Origin of the sequence: Croceicoccus sediminis, assembly GCF_007570835.1 — a bacterium.
Taxonomy (GTDB): domain Bacteria; phylum Pseudomonadota; class Alphaproteobacteria; order Sphingomonadales; family Sphingomonadaceae; genus Croceicoccus; species Croceicoccus sediminis.
Window position 1 is genome coordinate 155,189 of record NZ_SUNC01000002.1, and the last position, 13,886, is coordinate 169,074.

At 63.1% G+C, this 13,886-nt stretch carries 16 protein-coding genes; 4 read left to right on the top strand and 12 right to left on the bottom strand.

Going from position 1 to position 13,886, the window contains the following annotated elements; translation table 11 throughout:
- Positions 1-179: 179 nt before the first annotated feature.
- The 4 genes from FAX90_RS08780 to ispG all read right to left on the bottom strand — a co-directional run bounded on the left by FAX90_RS08780 (position 180) and on the right by ispG (position 3,017).
- Entirely contained in the window at positions 180-497 is a 318-nt protein-coding gene (locus FAX90_RS08780; RefSeq protein WP_144097023.1) for a hypothetical protein, read from the bottom strand.
- 99 nt (positions 498-596) lie between these two features.
- Positions 597-1,220 (bottom strand): murein L,D-transpeptidase catalytic domain-containing protein, encoded by a 624-nt coding sequence (locus tag FAX90_RS08785; protein WP_144097024.1) that lies wholly within the window; start codon positions 1,218-1,220, stop codon positions 597-599.
- A 64-nt stretch (positions 1,221-1,284) separates the two neighbouring features.
- The gene (locus FAX90_RS08790; protein ID WP_170234922.1) at positions 1,285-1,758 is read right to left on the bottom strand and encodes a retropepsin-like aspartic protease family protein; all 474 of its coding nucleotides are present in this window, start codon (positions 1,756-1,758) and stop codon (positions 1,285-1,287) included.
- A 113-nt stretch (positions 1,759-1,871) separates the two neighbouring features.
- Positions 1,872-3,017: a flavodoxin-dependent (E)-4-hydroxy-3-methylbut-2-enyl-diphosphate synthase gene (gene ispG / locus FAX90_RS08795; RefSeq protein ID WP_144097026.1), complete on the bottom strand. Its 1,146-nt coding sequence runs from the start codon at positions 3,015-3,017 to the stop codon at positions 1,872-1,874.
- A gap of 154 nt (positions 3,018-3,171) precedes the next feature.
- Here ispG and FAX90_RS08800 point away from each other — a divergent pair, with 154 nt between their 5' ends.
- Positions 3,172-4,212, top strand: a complete 1,041-nt coding sequence (locus FAX90_RS08800) for a zinc transporter ZntB (protein ID WP_144097027.1) — start codon at positions 3,172-3,174, stop codon at positions 4,210-4,212.
- A 131-nt stretch (positions 4,213-4,343) separates the two neighbouring features.
- Positions 4,344-4,703, top strand: coding sequence for a hypothetical protein (locus tag FAX90_RS08805; RefSeq protein ID WP_144097028.1), 360 nt, complete (start codon positions 4,344-4,346; stop codon positions 4,701-4,703).
- Here the strand turns inward: FAX90_RS08805 and FAX90_RS08810 are convergent.
- Entirely contained in the window at positions 4,690-5,229 is a 540-nt protein-coding gene (locus tag FAX90_RS08810) for a GNAT family N-acetyltransferase (protein WP_144097029.1), read from the bottom strand. The two genes, FAX90_RS08805 and FAX90_RS08810, sit on opposite strands and share 14 nt — an antisense overlap.
- A 169-nt stretch (positions 5,230-5,398) precedes the next feature.
- Positions 5,399-6,289, bottom strand: a complete 891-nt coding sequence (locus FAX90_RS08815; protein ID WP_144097375.1) for a prephenate dehydratase — start codon at positions 6,287-6,289, stop codon at positions 5,399-5,401.
- Between the two features lie 194 nt (positions 6,290-6,483).
- Between FAX90_RS08815 and FAX90_RS08820 the strand changes: the two genes are divergently transcribed.
- Positions 6,484-7,146, top strand: a complete 663-nt coding sequence (locus tag FAX90_RS08820; protein ID WP_144097030.1) for a c-type cytochrome — start codon at positions 6,484-6,486, stop codon at positions 7,144-7,146.
- A 79-nt stretch (positions 7,147-7,225) separates the two neighbouring features.
- Here the strand turns inward: FAX90_RS08820 and FAX90_RS08825 are convergent, their stop codons facing one another.
- From FAX90_RS08825 to FAX90_RS08835, 3 genes are read right to left on the bottom strand one after another with little or no spacing between them, the layout of a single operon-like run.
- Positions 7,226-8,056: a metallophosphoesterase family protein gene (locus FAX90_RS08825; protein ID WP_240704812.1), complete on the bottom strand. Its 831-nt coding sequence runs from the start codon at positions 8,054-8,056 to the stop codon at positions 7,226-7,228.
- A 19-nt stretch (positions 8,057-8,075) separates the two neighbouring features.
- Positions 8,076-8,924, bottom strand: a complete 849-nt coding sequence (locus tag FAX90_RS08830; protein ID WP_144097032.1) for a diacylglycerol/lipid kinase family protein — start codon at positions 8,922-8,924, stop codon at positions 8,076-8,078.
- A 37-nt stretch (positions 8,925-8,961) separates the two neighbouring features.
- Positions 8,962-9,225, bottom strand: a complete 264-nt coding sequence (locus tag FAX90_RS08835) for a hypothetical protein (RefSeq protein ID WP_144097033.1) — start codon at positions 9,223-9,225, stop codon at positions 8,962-8,964.
- A gap of 258 nt (positions 9,226-9,483) precedes the next feature.
- Here FAX90_RS08835 and FAX90_RS08840 point away from each other — a divergent pair, with 258 nt between their 5' ends.
- The gene (locus FAX90_RS08840; protein ID WP_170234923.1) at positions 9,484-9,786 is read left to right on the top strand and encodes a UrcA family protein; all 303 of its coding nucleotides are present in this window, start codon (positions 9,484-9,486) and stop codon (positions 9,784-9,786) included.
- 165 nt (positions 9,787-9,951) lie between these two features.
- On the opposite strand, the gene FAX90_RS08845 is transcribed toward FAX90_RS08840, so the two are convergent.
- The 3 genes from FAX90_RS08845 to FAX90_RS08855 form a co-directional block, all read right to left on the bottom strand.
- Entirely contained in the window at positions 9,952-10,749 is a 798-nt protein-coding gene (locus FAX90_RS08845) for a LytR/AlgR family response regulator transcription factor (protein ID WP_144097035.1), read from the bottom strand.
- A gap of 5 nt (positions 10,750-10,754) precedes the next feature.
- Positions 10,755-12,092 carry a sensor histidine kinase gene (locus FAX90_RS08850; protein ID WP_144097036.1) on the bottom strand — a complete coding sequence of 446 codons (1,338 nt, stop codon included), beginning with the start codon at positions 12,090-12,092 and terminating at the stop codon, positions 10,755-10,757.
- A gap of 83 nt (positions 12,093-12,175) precedes the next feature.
- Positions 12,176-13,702 carry a fumarate hydratase gene (locus FAX90_RS08855; RefSeq protein ID WP_144097037.1) on the bottom strand — a complete coding sequence of 509 codons (1,527 nt, stop codon included), beginning with the start codon at positions 13,700-13,702 and terminating at the stop codon, positions 12,176-12,178.
- Between the last annotated feature and the right edge of the window lie 184 nt (positions 13,703-13,886).

The window sequence follows — 13,886 nt, forward strand, 5'->3', positions numbered from 1 at the left end:
TATTGGGAGATGAGAGGCCAGTCATCGGAGGACATTGCGGTCCTATTATCAGATCTAAGTCGCGACGTGTGGTCGAACCAAATGCCGGGTGATCCTGCCTCTTGGAGTGATTGGCAAGCTGCGGTCACAGGTGTTCAAGCCCGCTGTGCTAACTAGCGACCCGATTGCGGACCTTAGCCTCAATCGTCCTTTGCCTCGATTGTCCATGTGGAAGTGTAATCGGGATTTTCGACTACTTCCCCTGTTTCAAGAAGCCGATAAGAACTTGGCTCTGCCGGGAAGAAAGCTCTTGGATCCGGGGGGAGAAAGAAGCTTTCTCCAGACCTCGATCCCGCAAGGCGAATGTCGATGCCCTCGGCATCTGCTCTTTCGACCGTTCCATAGAACTGTTCTTGGGTCTCGCCATCGGAAGTTATCCGCGTGATGCCTACCAGCACGACGGCTCCCATCAGGTTCTTTGCAAAGTCCTCGTCCCAATCGGGCTTTCCGTCATCCATCTCCGATAGCTACGGCCCTCGCGCCGGTAACGCAATGTCAGCTTTCCAACCGAAAAGCAGTCAAAGCCCGCTCACAAAATCAATCCCGAAAGCAGGCCTTCAGCCCAGTCCCAGCTTGTCCGCATAGAGCAGGCGGCCGCCTGACAGGTGCCAGAGCGCCTGGTTGAAGTCTTCGGGGCTCATCGCGAAGCAGCCGTTCGACCGGCCCAGCTTGCCCCATTTATCAATGTGCGAGGCGCGAGCATATTCGGCGGCGTGCATCACGATATAGCGCGGCAAGGCGTTCGAATTGGTCTGGTCCAGCCCGCCAAGACGGACCGAGGTGCCGTACTTTCCCTTATACCACTCGTAAGTGACGTAGGACCCCTTGCTGGTCGCGTTCGATCCGGGGGTGTTTGAGAAATCGTTGAGCCAGCCGTCGTGTTCGGGGTCCGAACCCTGGCCGTGGCTGACGAGGAAGCTTTGCACCTTGCCGGTTTCGACATTGGCAAAATGAAAGCGCGGGATCGCCGAATGGACGCCGAAATCGGCGATTCCGGCGATATCCTTGCGCCAGATGGCATTGCCGGCGCGGTCCATCTCGCGCTTCGCGATGTCGAGGATGGCACGATCACGCGGGGTCAACGCGCTCGCCTGCGCAAAAACGCGTGTCGGCAGCGCAAGGCCTGCGCCTGCCGCGATTGCGCCCTTCAGAATTGATCGCCTGCTTGTCCTGTCCTTCATAGCCACCCGTATTTACCACGAATCAGCTTGCCATGCACTTAATCAAAGGACGGATTCGCCGCGCCTAGTAGTCGGACAGGCTCATTCTTTCATCGGCAATCGCGACATTGGGTATGCGCGACAGGAAGCTCTGACCCAGCAAGGTTATGTGCAACCCTTCGGGAATGACCACGGCATCGACGTCGCGCACGTCGAAACCACCCAGTTCCACGCGGTCGAGGTGGACCGCAACACCCACGACGTCGCCACTGGCCCCGCGCCCGATTACCGAGAGTTCGGACGGATGCCATGTGATACCGATCGCGTAGGCATCATCGGCGGTCAGCGCGATCACGCTGGCGCCCGTATCGACCAGCGAGTTGATCTGAACGCCGTTGACCGACGGGGTGGCATAGAAATGGCCGTCGGACTGACGCTGCAGCACCATTTCGCCCGACAGGTAATCGGTGCTGCCCGGCTGGGAATTCTGCATGTCGCTGGACAAGGCGGCAGGCTGCGGCTCCACCCCGGTGTCGGGGCTGCCGAATTTTTCCGGCATTATCGCGCCAAGGGCACACAACGAAGCGCCGATTGCAAGTATTCCGCCGATCTTCATACCCCGCAGCCTGCGCCGCAGGGTTGAAGATAGCGTAAATTTTCGGTGTTTTTCGCCTATTCCGCCGGTTCGGGGCTCGGGTCGGCCTGTCCCGCATCGGACATGTCGGACTCGATCTCGGCGGCCTTTTTCTCGACCAGTTCGACGATATGGTCGAGCATGTCGCCCGACTGCACGTGATGATCGGTCACGCCCGACAGGTAGACCATGTGCTTGCCATTGCCGCCGCCGGTGATGCCGATGTCGGTCTCGCGCGCTTCGCCCGGACCGTTGACGACGCAGCCCAATACGGACAGCGACAGCGGCACCTTGATATGCTGAAGCCGCTCTTCCAGCGTCTGGACAGTGCGGATCACGTCGAAACCCTGCCGCGCGCAGGACGGGCAGGACACGACGCGAACGCCGCGGGTGCGCAGGCCCAGCGACTTGAGGATTTCGAACCCGACACGCACTTCCTGTTCAGGCTCTGCCGAAAGCGATACGCGGATCGTGTCGCCGATGCCTGCCCACAGCAGGTTGCCGATGCCGATGGAGGATTTCACCGTCCCGCCGATCAACCCGCCAGCCTCGGTAATGCCAAGGTGCAGCGGGCAATCCACCGCATCGGCCAGGCCCTGATAGGCCGCGACGGCCAGGAAGACGTCGCTGGCCTTCACCGCCACCTTGTATTCGTGGAAATCGTGATCCTGCAGCAGCTTGATATGGTCGAGCGCGGATTCGACCAGCGCCTCGGGACAAGGCTCGCCGTATTTTTCCAGCAAGTCCTTCTCAAGCGAACCGGCGTTCACGCCGATGCGGATCGCGCAGCCGTTGGCCTTGGCGGCACGGACGACTTCGGCCACCCGCTCGCTCGACCCGATATTGCCGGGATTGATGCGCAGGCACGCCGCGCCCTTGTCGGCAGCCTCAAGCGCGCGCTTGTAGTGGAAGTGGATGTCGGCAACGACCGGGATCTGCGAAGCCCGCGTGATCTGGTCGAAGTTCGCGGTCGATTCCTCGGTCGGGCAGGACACGCGGATGATGTCCGCGCCCGCATCCTCGCAGCGGCGGATCTGGTCGATCGTGGCGGCCACGTCCTCGGTCGGCGTGTTGGTCATCGTCTGCACGGTGATCGGGGCATCGCCGCCCACGGGGACCTTGCCGACCATGATCTGCCGGCTCTTGCGTCGCTCGATCGTGCGCCAAGGGCGGATCGCGTTCATATGCTGGATCGTCTTCCTGAATTTCGTGTCCGGACATTTGGAACGAACGATCTGTACCGCCCGTTCCATGCGCCTTGATAGCCAAATAGGGATTTCCCTAGCAGTTTTTCAGGGCAGTATGAAATTGCTCCGACAACCGGCATAGATATCCGCCATGACATCCACGCGACTTCCAGACCACCCGAATTCCGACGACATCCTGCTGAACGACGATGTGGCGGGCGACGAAGCCCTTTTGTTCGGCCGCGTGCTGGACGGCAAGGGCGGCGGCAGGCCGGTTACCTGGGCCGAGGCGCGCGAATGGTCGCCCGGTGACAATGCCGAAGTGATCTGGATGCATCTTTGCCGCAACCAGCCCGGCATTCAGCACTGGCTTGAGGCGACATACGCGGTCCCCGAACCGACCGCCGAACTGCTGGTATCGGACGAGACCCGCCCCCGCGCCTTTCGCGAAGGCGATACGCTGGTCGCGACGCTGCGCGGCATCAACTTCAACCCCAATGCAGAGCCCGAGGACATGGTCTCGATGCAGTTGTGGAGCGACGGCAAGCGCGTCATCACACTGCGCCGCCACCCCCTGCAAACCCCGCGCGACACATTGCGCGAAATCGACATGGGCCGCGGGCCGAGCGATGCCGGCGCGCTGATCACATCGCTGACCGAGCACATGATCGCCCGGATGAGCCGTTCGATCATCGACATGAACGAACATATCGACGCGCTGGAAGACGCCGAACTGGACGGCGATACCGAAGAGGTTCTGGAAAAGATCACGTCGATCCGGCGCAACTGCCTCGCCCTCAAACGCCACATGAGCCCCCAGCACGAGGCGTTCGAGCGAATCAGCCGCGAAGCACCGGAATGGTTCGAGGAACACGACCGGCGCGAAATCGCCGAGACCATCGACCGGCTGTCCCGTTATCTCGACGATATCGACATTTCCAAGGAAAGCGCCGTCGTTCTGCAGGACGAAATCCGCGCGCGCGCCGCGGCAAGATCGGAACGCACCAGCTACCTTCTGACCATTGTTGCCGCCGTGTTCCTGCCGCTGGGCTTTCTGACCGGCCTTCTGGGCATCAACGTCGGCGGCATGCCGGGGGAAAGCGACCCCAATGCGTTCTGGGAAGTCGTCGCGCTGTGCGGTGCGATCCTGGTCATGCAATTTGCGCTGTTCTGGCGCTGGAAGTGGTTCTGACCCTCTCGCCCGGCGCTTAGGGGCCAATACCTAGCCTCGCTCCTCCGCAGGATTCATCCGGCTCTGCCAATCCTTTTGCCCGTGTGGGGTAGAAGGAAAATGGGCAAATAAAGGAACTGCTCGCCATTCCCATGGTGGTGCTGGCGATCGCGGTGATTCCGACAATCGAGTTTTCGGACGGCGATGGGGACGTCGTGTCGAGGGAAACGACGAGTTCGATGGAGTCGCTGTGGATCGACATGGAAAACACCGATACCGCGGCCCGCCGTTTCACCGTGCGCGTGGCCGCGCCGGGTAGCGATGCGCCGGTGAACGGCGTGCGCGTGTTGCCCGATGCCATGCCCGAACTGGACGGGGGCGAAAACCGCCGCGTGCTGATCGTGTTTCAGGCGATGCAGCCCGGCGAACTGCGCGAGGCCGAAGTCTGCTATGCGCCGCAGATCCGCCCGCAGGAGGCGACCTGCACCCACTTTGCGATCAAGCGGCTGTGACCTTCTCGAGCTTTCGTTCGTAGAGCAGTTCGTCATCGCGGTGATTGCCGACCCAGAATTCGATGTCGGCGATCTTTGCAAAACCATGGCGCGCGTAGAACCGCTGCGCATCGTGGTTTTCGGCCCAGACCGACAGCTGGATCGCATCGGCCCGGCGGCTGCGCGCCTCTGTCATGGCCCATTCCATCAACGCGGACCCGATGCCGCGCCCGGTATAACGCGGATCGGTATAGAGCTGCGACAGCGCGATAGGCCGGCGGGCATCGCCATGGTCACCGAACTGTGCGCCTTCGACCAGCTTGCAATAGCCGACCAGCTTGTCGCCCTTTTCGGCCAGGCGATAGGCGACGCGGCGGTCGGCGATCTGCCTGGCGACCTTTTCGGGCGAATGAGCGGAATGGAGAAAGCTGGCGAGGTCTTCGGCCTTGTAAAGATGGCCGAAAGCCGCATCGAAACTGGCACGGCCCAGCGCGACAAGCGAGTCGCGGTCTTCGGGCAAGGCATCGCGGTAGGTAATCGCGGTCATGCGGTCAGGCCCGTTCGTCCATTGGTAACAATCCGTCGTGTCCGTACACTGCCAAAGGCCCCATGCCCGTCCCGGCCGCCCGACGCAATCGCCAAGGGCATGCGATGGGGTTTCCGGTGTCGATAACCGCCACTTTTCCGGCACTTGGCCGAAAGCGCAACAGGCACGATCAGTCGCGGATCAACCCTTGCGGATAACAGCCCAGAACGCGCAGGTTCTTTGAATAGAAACCCAGCTCCTCCAGCGCGAGATCGATGGCCGGATCGCCCGGCTTGCCCACGATGTCGCAGTAGAAGCGCGTCGCGGCAAAGCTGGCCCCGTCCTGATAGGATTCCAGCTTCGTCATGTTGACCCCGTTGGTCGCGAACCCGCCAAGCGCCTTGTAAAGCGCGGCGGGAATGTTGCGCACTTCAAAGACGAACGTCGTCATCGCCGGCCCCTCGATCTCCGCCGGGTCCAGCGGCGCGCGGGCCAGCACCACGAAACGCGTGGTGTTGTTCGAATTGTCCTCGATCGATTCCCGGATCACCATGAGGTCATAGAGCTCTGCCGCCAGCGGCGGGGCGATCGCGGCAAGCGAGGGATCCTGGTCCTCTGCCACTTTGGCGGCGGCAGCGGCGGTGTCGGCATATTCCATCGGGACGATACCGTTTTCGCGCAGCCAGTGGCGGCACTGCCCCAATGCCTGCGGGTGGCTGACCGCGGCGGCGAACGGCCCCGGCCCCGTCGCCATCAGCGTGTGGCGGATCGGCATGAAATGTTCGCCCGTAATCGACAGACCCGATTCGGGCAGCAGGAAATGGATATCGGCCACGCGCCCGTTGTGGCTGTTCTCGATCGGGATGATCGCCCGATCGGCCCGCCCTTCGCGCACGGCATCGATCGCGTCGGCAAAGGACCAGCATGGCATCGGCAGGCAACCGGCATCGTAGCGCAGCGCGGCAATGTGCGAATTGGCGCCCGGCGCGCCCTGAAAGGACATGGCACGGGTTCGATCCGCAAGCGCGGCGCGGTTGAGTTCCTCGGCAAGGGCGAGGGCTGGTGCGGGATAGCTGTGCATGGCGGCAAGCGCGTTAGGCGCGCGCAAGGCTCCTGCCAAGCCCGTGCGTGCGCGTGCGCGTAATCGCTATTCCTGCCGCATAGCAGCAATTCGGCCCCAAATGAGACTTGCGCAAGCCGGTTCGTGCAACTAGAGCGGCGCGCAAACCCCCCGTCCGGGGGGCGATCAGGGACACGCTCGACGGGTTTTTCCAAATGGATGACAAGTTCAACACCATTGCCGGCTGGGTTCTTTTCGGCGGAGTCGTCGCACTCGGCCTTTCGAGCATCAGCAGCCGCGTGATTTCTTCGCACGCGCCCGAAACCGAAGGCTACGTCATTCAGGCGGCCGAGGAAGAAGGCGGCGCCGAAGGGCCGACCCTTGCGGCCCTGCTCGCAACGGCCGATCCGGCAGCGGGCGAAAAGATCTTTGCCAAGTGCACGGCATGCCACACGATCAATCAGGGCGGCGCAAACGGCATCGGTCCGAACCTCTACGCCACGATGGGTGAGGAAATCGGCCACGGCAAGGCTGGCTTCGCCTTCTCGTCGGCGCTGGCCGATCACGGCGGCACCTGGACGTTCGAAAACATGGACGCCTGGCTCGCCAGTCCCAAGGCTTTCGCACCGGGCACGAAGATGAGCTTCGCCGGCCTGTCGAAGCCGGAAGATCGCGCCAACATCCTGGCCTATCTCAATGCACAGGGTTCGAACCTGCCGCTTCCGACCCCGGAAGCGCCGGCTGACGATGAAGCGGCCGACGGCCTGGTCGACACCGCGGCAGAACCCGCCGTCTCGGCCACTCCCGGCGGCGCAGATGCCGCAGATGGCGAAACGCAGACGCCGGTCGCCGAAGAGGGCACCGCCGTCGCGCAGTAAGCGCCGCGCAAGCGAACACGAAAAGGCCCGCCGGGATCGTCCCTGCGGGCCTTTTTCTTTGCCTTCTCAAGTCGTGAAGTCAGTGAACCGGCGGATCTTCTGCCGGAATGCGGCCGACCGGGGCGACCGGTTCGCCCGGCTTGCGCGGCGGCAGGGCGTCTTCGGGGACATCAGGGATCATCATGTCCTCGCTCGGCACCTGTTCCAGGTTGCGCACCACGACTTTCAGCCCCGCATCCGACAAGTGCAGTTCGTTGAAGCTGGGTGGCGAAGATCGCAGCCGCTGTGACAGGGTGCCCGCCCCGATCATGCGGACCTTGCCGTTGGGCGTATCCTGCACGAGATCGAAGGCATCGTGCACGTGGCCCGAAAGGACGGCCAGCACATTGCGCTTCGCCAGTTCGGCCAGCGCGTTGTTGCCGCCGCGGGTCAGCGCGGTGCCGTGCGTACCCACTTCGACCAGCGGATGGTGACACGCGACGATGGGCCGCACACCCACCGGCAGCGCGTCGATGCTGTCGAGGCACTCTTTCAGCGCCGCACCCGTGATCCAGCCTTTCGACCAGTTCAGCCGCCATTGCGCCCTAGCCGCGGTCTTGAGCGGCACGATGGCCGCGCCCGGCAGGTCGATTTCCTTCTCCACCACGCCTTCGATCGAGCGGAACCGGCGATAGGGATCGAAGAACCGCTCTATCGGGTTGAAATAGGGCATGTCGTGATTGCCGATTTCGACCGTGACCGGCACGTCCAGCGCGCTAATCCATTCGCAGGCTGCGGTGAATTCGTGATGGCGAGCACGCATCGTCAGGTCGCCGGTGATCGCCACGGCGTCGGGACGGCGTTCGGCTATCTCGGCCACGACCCAGTCCAGCGCGCGCTGGTCCTCGAGCCCGAAATGAATGTCGCTCAAGTGAAAAAGCAGGCGTTCCTCAGCCACGCGTCACCACGAGGTCGACTTCGCAAGGGACGACGCGGAACGTGGCCTCGCTGTCGAGGTCGCCCGGTTCGCCATCGACGAGAACGTCGAGCCTTTCGCCTTCGCAGGCCGTGATGGTCATTTCGTCCAGTTCCCCCAGTTCATCGTGCGGGCCTTCGCGAAAATCGCGTTTCAAAAGGGCGATCCCCTGCTGCGCATATTCCCCTAGCGTTTCGGCCCGATAGGCGTCGACCGTCATCTTGCCGTCTTCGGGGGACATCAGGACCAGCGGATAGCCGTCCTCCCGGCCGATTTCAGGCCGGGTGATGCGCACCATCGGCCCGTCGGTCGATTCCCGAACGGCATCGGCCGCACTGCCCGCCATGCCGACGACGTCGAAATGGCGCATCGCCTCTCGCACCTCGCTCCACACGCAGGCAGGGCCCGCCATCATGCCCGCAAGCGCATCGCCGTCCTTGCAGCGGATGACATGGGGTCGCTGGCGCTGCGCGCTGTTCGCGCAGAAACGCGATACGATCACGTCCGGCTCCACATCGCCGTGCAGCCGGATCGACAGCAGATTCATCGTCCCGCCCGGCAAGACCAGCACCGCCCCGCCCCAGCCGTAAAGGCCGGTAACCAGCGCGTTGATCGTGCCGTCGCCGGTATAGATGGTGACGAATTCTATGCCCGCTGCATCCAGTTCGGATGCGGTCGGCAGGTCGTCTTCGGGAAAGCGGATGACCTTGTCGACATCGATCCCGTTCTTACCGCAACAATGCTGAAGCGCTTCGAACGCCGCATCGTCATAACTGCCGCTGTCGGGATTGATGACCAGCCATGTCTTGCGCGCGTGGTTCATGTTCGGAAAAAAGCGTGAAACCGCGCGCGGTTCCCGTTTAGACCCGGCGCGAGATGATGAGCCAGGCCGCGACGCCGTTCGCCACGGTATAGGCGAAGTAGGCCCAGATCGCCTGGGGATAGCCGTTCACACCCATCAGCATCGCCGCCAGCAGCATCACGAATTCCACCGCGATGGAAAACCGCCCCGACAGCATGTGCACGAACCACGGCATTTCGCCCAGCAGGGGGTGACCGCTTTCCAGCACGGCCTTGTGCATCGCGAAATTCCCGACGCCGAGGATGAAGGCAAGCAAGAGCATCAGGCGAACATTCTACCCATGTAACCGCGATTCGCGGGCACTTTTTTACACTCCGGCCCACATCGGCGCATGACTGTTGTTTTTCGCATGAAGTCGTTCGTCCAGCCCGAATATGTCGTTCGTCCGGCATGAACGAAGTTTATCGACCCGCCAGCCGCCCTTGCAGAGGGACGAATGCCCGACGGTTCGCCCTTGTCTACACAGAATGACGAAGCGGCACTGCAGCACAACGCCGCAACATACTTGAGGAGACAAGATATGAAGACCGTTCTGACCGCAGCCGCCGCCCTTGGACTGCTTGCCGCTTCGAATGCGGCGTTCGCCAACGAGGTCGTGACCGAAAGCACCGAAGTGTCGTTCCACGACGTCGACCTGACGACGCAGGAAGGCCAGGCCGAAATGGACCGCCGGATCGCCCGCGCCGCTCGCAACATCTGCAAGGTCGAGACCACCAAGAGCTTTGCCCACCGCCGCGCCGCAAGCGACTGTTATGCCGCCGCGATGAAGCAGGGCCGTATCGAAATGGCCAAGCGCGCCGAAGATATCCGTTACGGCGGCTGATCCCGCAGCCGTCCCACCCCGGACCGGATCAGTCCCCCGGTCCGGGGACAAGTTACCCTCAGAAGGAAATGTAGTCCCTTCGAGGTCAACCTGCCGCAGGAAGGATCAGTCCCCCTTCCTGCGGCATTTTTTCGTTCTTGCGAGATGCGGAAGTGGCCGGCGCGATCAGCGTCCGGCCATCGCCTTTACGGCCTTCAGGTGCGTGCGCCCGATGCGAACGGGTTCGCCCCGCGCGATTTCGGCACACCAGACGCCCAGCCCTTCGTGGCGCAGGCCGGTGATGAACTGGCGGGCAAGGATCGTGGACCGGTGGACCCGGATGAACCGTTCCGGGTCCAGCCGCTCGTCCAAAGATCCGATCGTTTCCAGCAGGAGATGGCTTGCCTCTCCCACATGCAGCCGCACGTAATCGCGCTCGGCATCGATGCGGCAGACGTCGTCGACCGAAATGCGCAGCAGTTCCGACCGGTGCGGCACCCAGAATTCCTCGATCCAGGGGCTGGGTGCGGTTTCTGCCGGGGCAGCGGCCTGTCCCGCGGCGCGGCGATGGAAAGCGCGGTCGATGGCGCGTTCCAGCCTGTCGGTCGCAACCGGCTTCAAGACATAGTCCACGGCGTCGAGGTCGAACGCCTCGACCGCGAAGCTGTCGTGTGCGGTGACGAAGACGACGGCCGGACGCTGCGCCATGTCGGGCACGGTTTCGGCAATCCGGCGCGCGACGGACAGCCCGTCCACTTGCGGCATCGTCATGTCGAGCAGGACGAGATCGGGCGTCAAAGCCTCTATCATGCGCAGCGCGGCCGCACCGTCGCCGGCGGTGCCCACGATGCGCAAGGCGGGGATGCGGGAGCAGATGACCTGCATCCGCTCCACCGCCAAAGGCTCGTCGTCGACGATCAGTGTCGAAAGCGTCTCATTGTCGTGTCTGGCGACCGTTGTCTGATCGTGCGTCCCCCCGGACATGTCGTTCAGTCCTCCTCGCCGCCGAACCTGAGCGGCATCCTGATAATAGTGCGCCACCCCTCTTCACCGGGGCCGCTGACAACGCTTGCCTCCTTGCCGAACCGCGCCTTCAACCTGTCTCGCACATTGGCAAGGCCGATGCCGAAGCCGCCGGACTCGTCGTTGGAGGCGCCGGGGCCATCGTCGGTGACAGTGACGACCAGCCGCTCGTACTCTTCCATTGCTGCCAGCCGGATCGTGACGGGCCGATTAACCGGTGCCACGCCATAGCGGACCGAATTTTCGATCAGCGGCTGCAGGATCATGCCCGGAATACGCGCCTTGGCAAGTTCGGGCGGCACGTCGATCTCGGCGACCAGCCGGTCGGGAAAGCGCACGGCCTCGATCTGCAGGTATGTGCGCTGCAGCTCGATCTCCTCTTCCAGCGCGACGTCATGCGTCGGATCGCCCGAAAGCGAGCGGCGATAGAACCGGCTGATCATCTGGATCATCGTCTCGGCCTGATCGTTCCGGTTGGTCATTACCAGCGCGGACAACGAATTGAGCGTGTTGAACAGGAAATGCGGATTGACCTGGTAACGCAGCGATTTCAGCTCTGCCGCCTTGGCCGCACGGCGATATTCGCCTTCGCGCCGTTCGGCGACGCGGGCCTGCACCGCCTGTCCCAGCGCGATGTAGATCGCACACCACGACAGCAGCAGGTAATAGCGGCCCAGCGCGATGTCGGTCAGTTGCTGCCAGAGTAGTTTTTGCGGACCCGGCGCGGCGATCACGGTCTGCGATGCGGCCTGATCTTCCGGAACGGCGGGCGGGTCCGGCACGGGGGCGGGGTCCGGCATTTCGCTGTCCGGCGGCATTGGCGGGACCGGTGCTTCGGGCGGGGCGGGAATGTCGGGTACGTCGACCAACAGGTTGCCCGCCTCGTCCCGGCGGATCGAGATGCCTTGTTCGTCACCGATCCGTTTCGCAGTCCGTTCCTCGATCTCGGCAAAGGCCTGCTGATTGATGAAGGCGAGGAGGAGCGAGGCCGGTGCCGCCGCGACGATGGCGACCACGATGCGCAGGCCCAGTCCGCGCCGGTCGAACCCGCGCAGCAGCAGCCACAAGAGAACCGTGACGGCAACGCCCGCAATGCTGACGACGACCCTGCGCGACAGCATTTCCATCTGCATGTCGAAACCCAGGACGACACCGCGCGCCGTCGCCAGCGCGAAGTAGACGGCCCACAGGATGACCATCGAGATCAGAACGGTCGGCAGCCCTACGGCCGCATGGGGGTGCGGTTCGGGCCCAGTGTCTTCGTAATGTTTCACAAGCACCGTGTTACGCGGCGCGCGCGCCATGCGCCAGAGGGCCGGACTCGCCCCCGTCGAGACGAGTCGGCCGTTTGTCGAACGTTCACAACTGTAGTCGTGAACTTGCGCCCTCAGGTCGAAGGAAGCAGATGTTCCCGGGCGATCTTCTCACGCCAGACCGCCGGGGCCAGCGTGTGGACGTTCTTGCCCTCGCTATCGACCGCGACGGTGACGGGCATGTCTTCCACCCTGAATTCGTAGATCGCTTCCATGCCGAGATCTTCGAATGCGACGACCTTGGCTTCCTTGATCGCGCGAGCGACGAGGTATGCCGCGCCGCCGACCGCCATCAGGTAGGCAACCTTGTGCCGGGCGATCACTTCGGTCGCGCCCTGCCCGCGTTCGGCCTTGCCGATCATGGCGAGAAGGCCAAGCTCCAGCATCTGTTCGGTGAACTTGTCCATGCGGGTCGCGGTGGTGGGCCCTGCGGGTCCGACGACTTCGCCGACGACCGGATCGACCGGTCCGACGTAATAGATCGCGCGGCCCTTGAAATCGACGGGCAGTTCCTCGCCCTTGGCAAGCATATCGGCGATACGCTTGTGCGCGGCGTCGCGGCCGGTCAGCATGTGACCTGAAAGCAGCAGTCGGTCGCCGTGCTTCCAGCTCTGCACTTCCTCCGGCGTCAGCTTGTCGAGATCGACCTTTTTCGCCGAGGCATCGGGTTCCCAGTGGACCTTGGGCCATGCGTCGAGGTCAGGCAGCGGCAGGAACGTCGGGCCGCTGCCGTCCAGCGTGAAGTGCGCGTGGCGCGTTGCCGCGCAATTGGGGATCATCGCCACTGGCTTGTTCGCCGCGTGGCACGGCCAGTCGTAGATCTTCACGTCGAGGACGGTGGCAAGCCCGCCAAGACCCTGTGCGCCCACGCCCATGGCGTTGACCTTGTCGAAAATCTCGATGCGCAGCTTTTCGATGTCGCTTTGCGGGCCGCGTTCCTTCAACTGGCCCATGTCGATCGGGTCCATCAGGCTTTTCTTGGCCAGCTTCACGCATTCTTCGGCCGTACCGCCGATACCGATGCCCAGCATGCCCGGCGGGCACCAGCCCGCGCCCATCTGCGGAATCATTTCCAGCACCCAGTCGACGATGTTGTCGGACGGGTTCATCATCTTGAACTTGGACTTGGCCTCGCTGCCGCCGCCCTTGGCCGCGACGTCGATCGAAACCGTGTCGCCGGGGACCATTTCGACGTTCAGCACGCAGGGCGTGTTGTCGCGGGTGTTGCGGCGGGTAAAGGCGGGATCGGCCAGGACCGATGCGCGCAGCTTGTTGTCGGGATTGTTGTAACCCTTGCGCACGCCTTCATCGACGACTTCCTGCAAGGACAGCTTCGAACCGAGGCGGCAGTTCTGGCCCCACTTGACGAAAACGTTGACGATGCCGGTGTCCTGGCAGATCGGGCGGTGCCCTTCGGCGCACATGCGGCTGTTGGTCAGGATCTGGGCGATCGCGTCCTTGGCGGCCGGGTTCAGTTCGGCCTCGTACGCTTCGCCCAGCGCCTTGATGTAGTCCATCGGGTGATAGAAACTGATGTACTGCAGGGCGTCGGCGACGCTGTCGATGAGGTCCTGTTCCTCGATCACCACCATGTCGGACATGTAAAACCCACCTCTTTCGCTGCATGCCAGTCGTTACGAAAGGCGACTTAGGAGCGATCTGTCGCAGTGGCAATGCCGTTCGGACCAGACAAAAGGAGGGGTCGCGGCAGGATGCGTGGCCCCTGCAAGCCGGTGCCTCTTGGCGTCGGGGCTTCGATGGCGTAGGGCGCCAAGCGGACTCGCA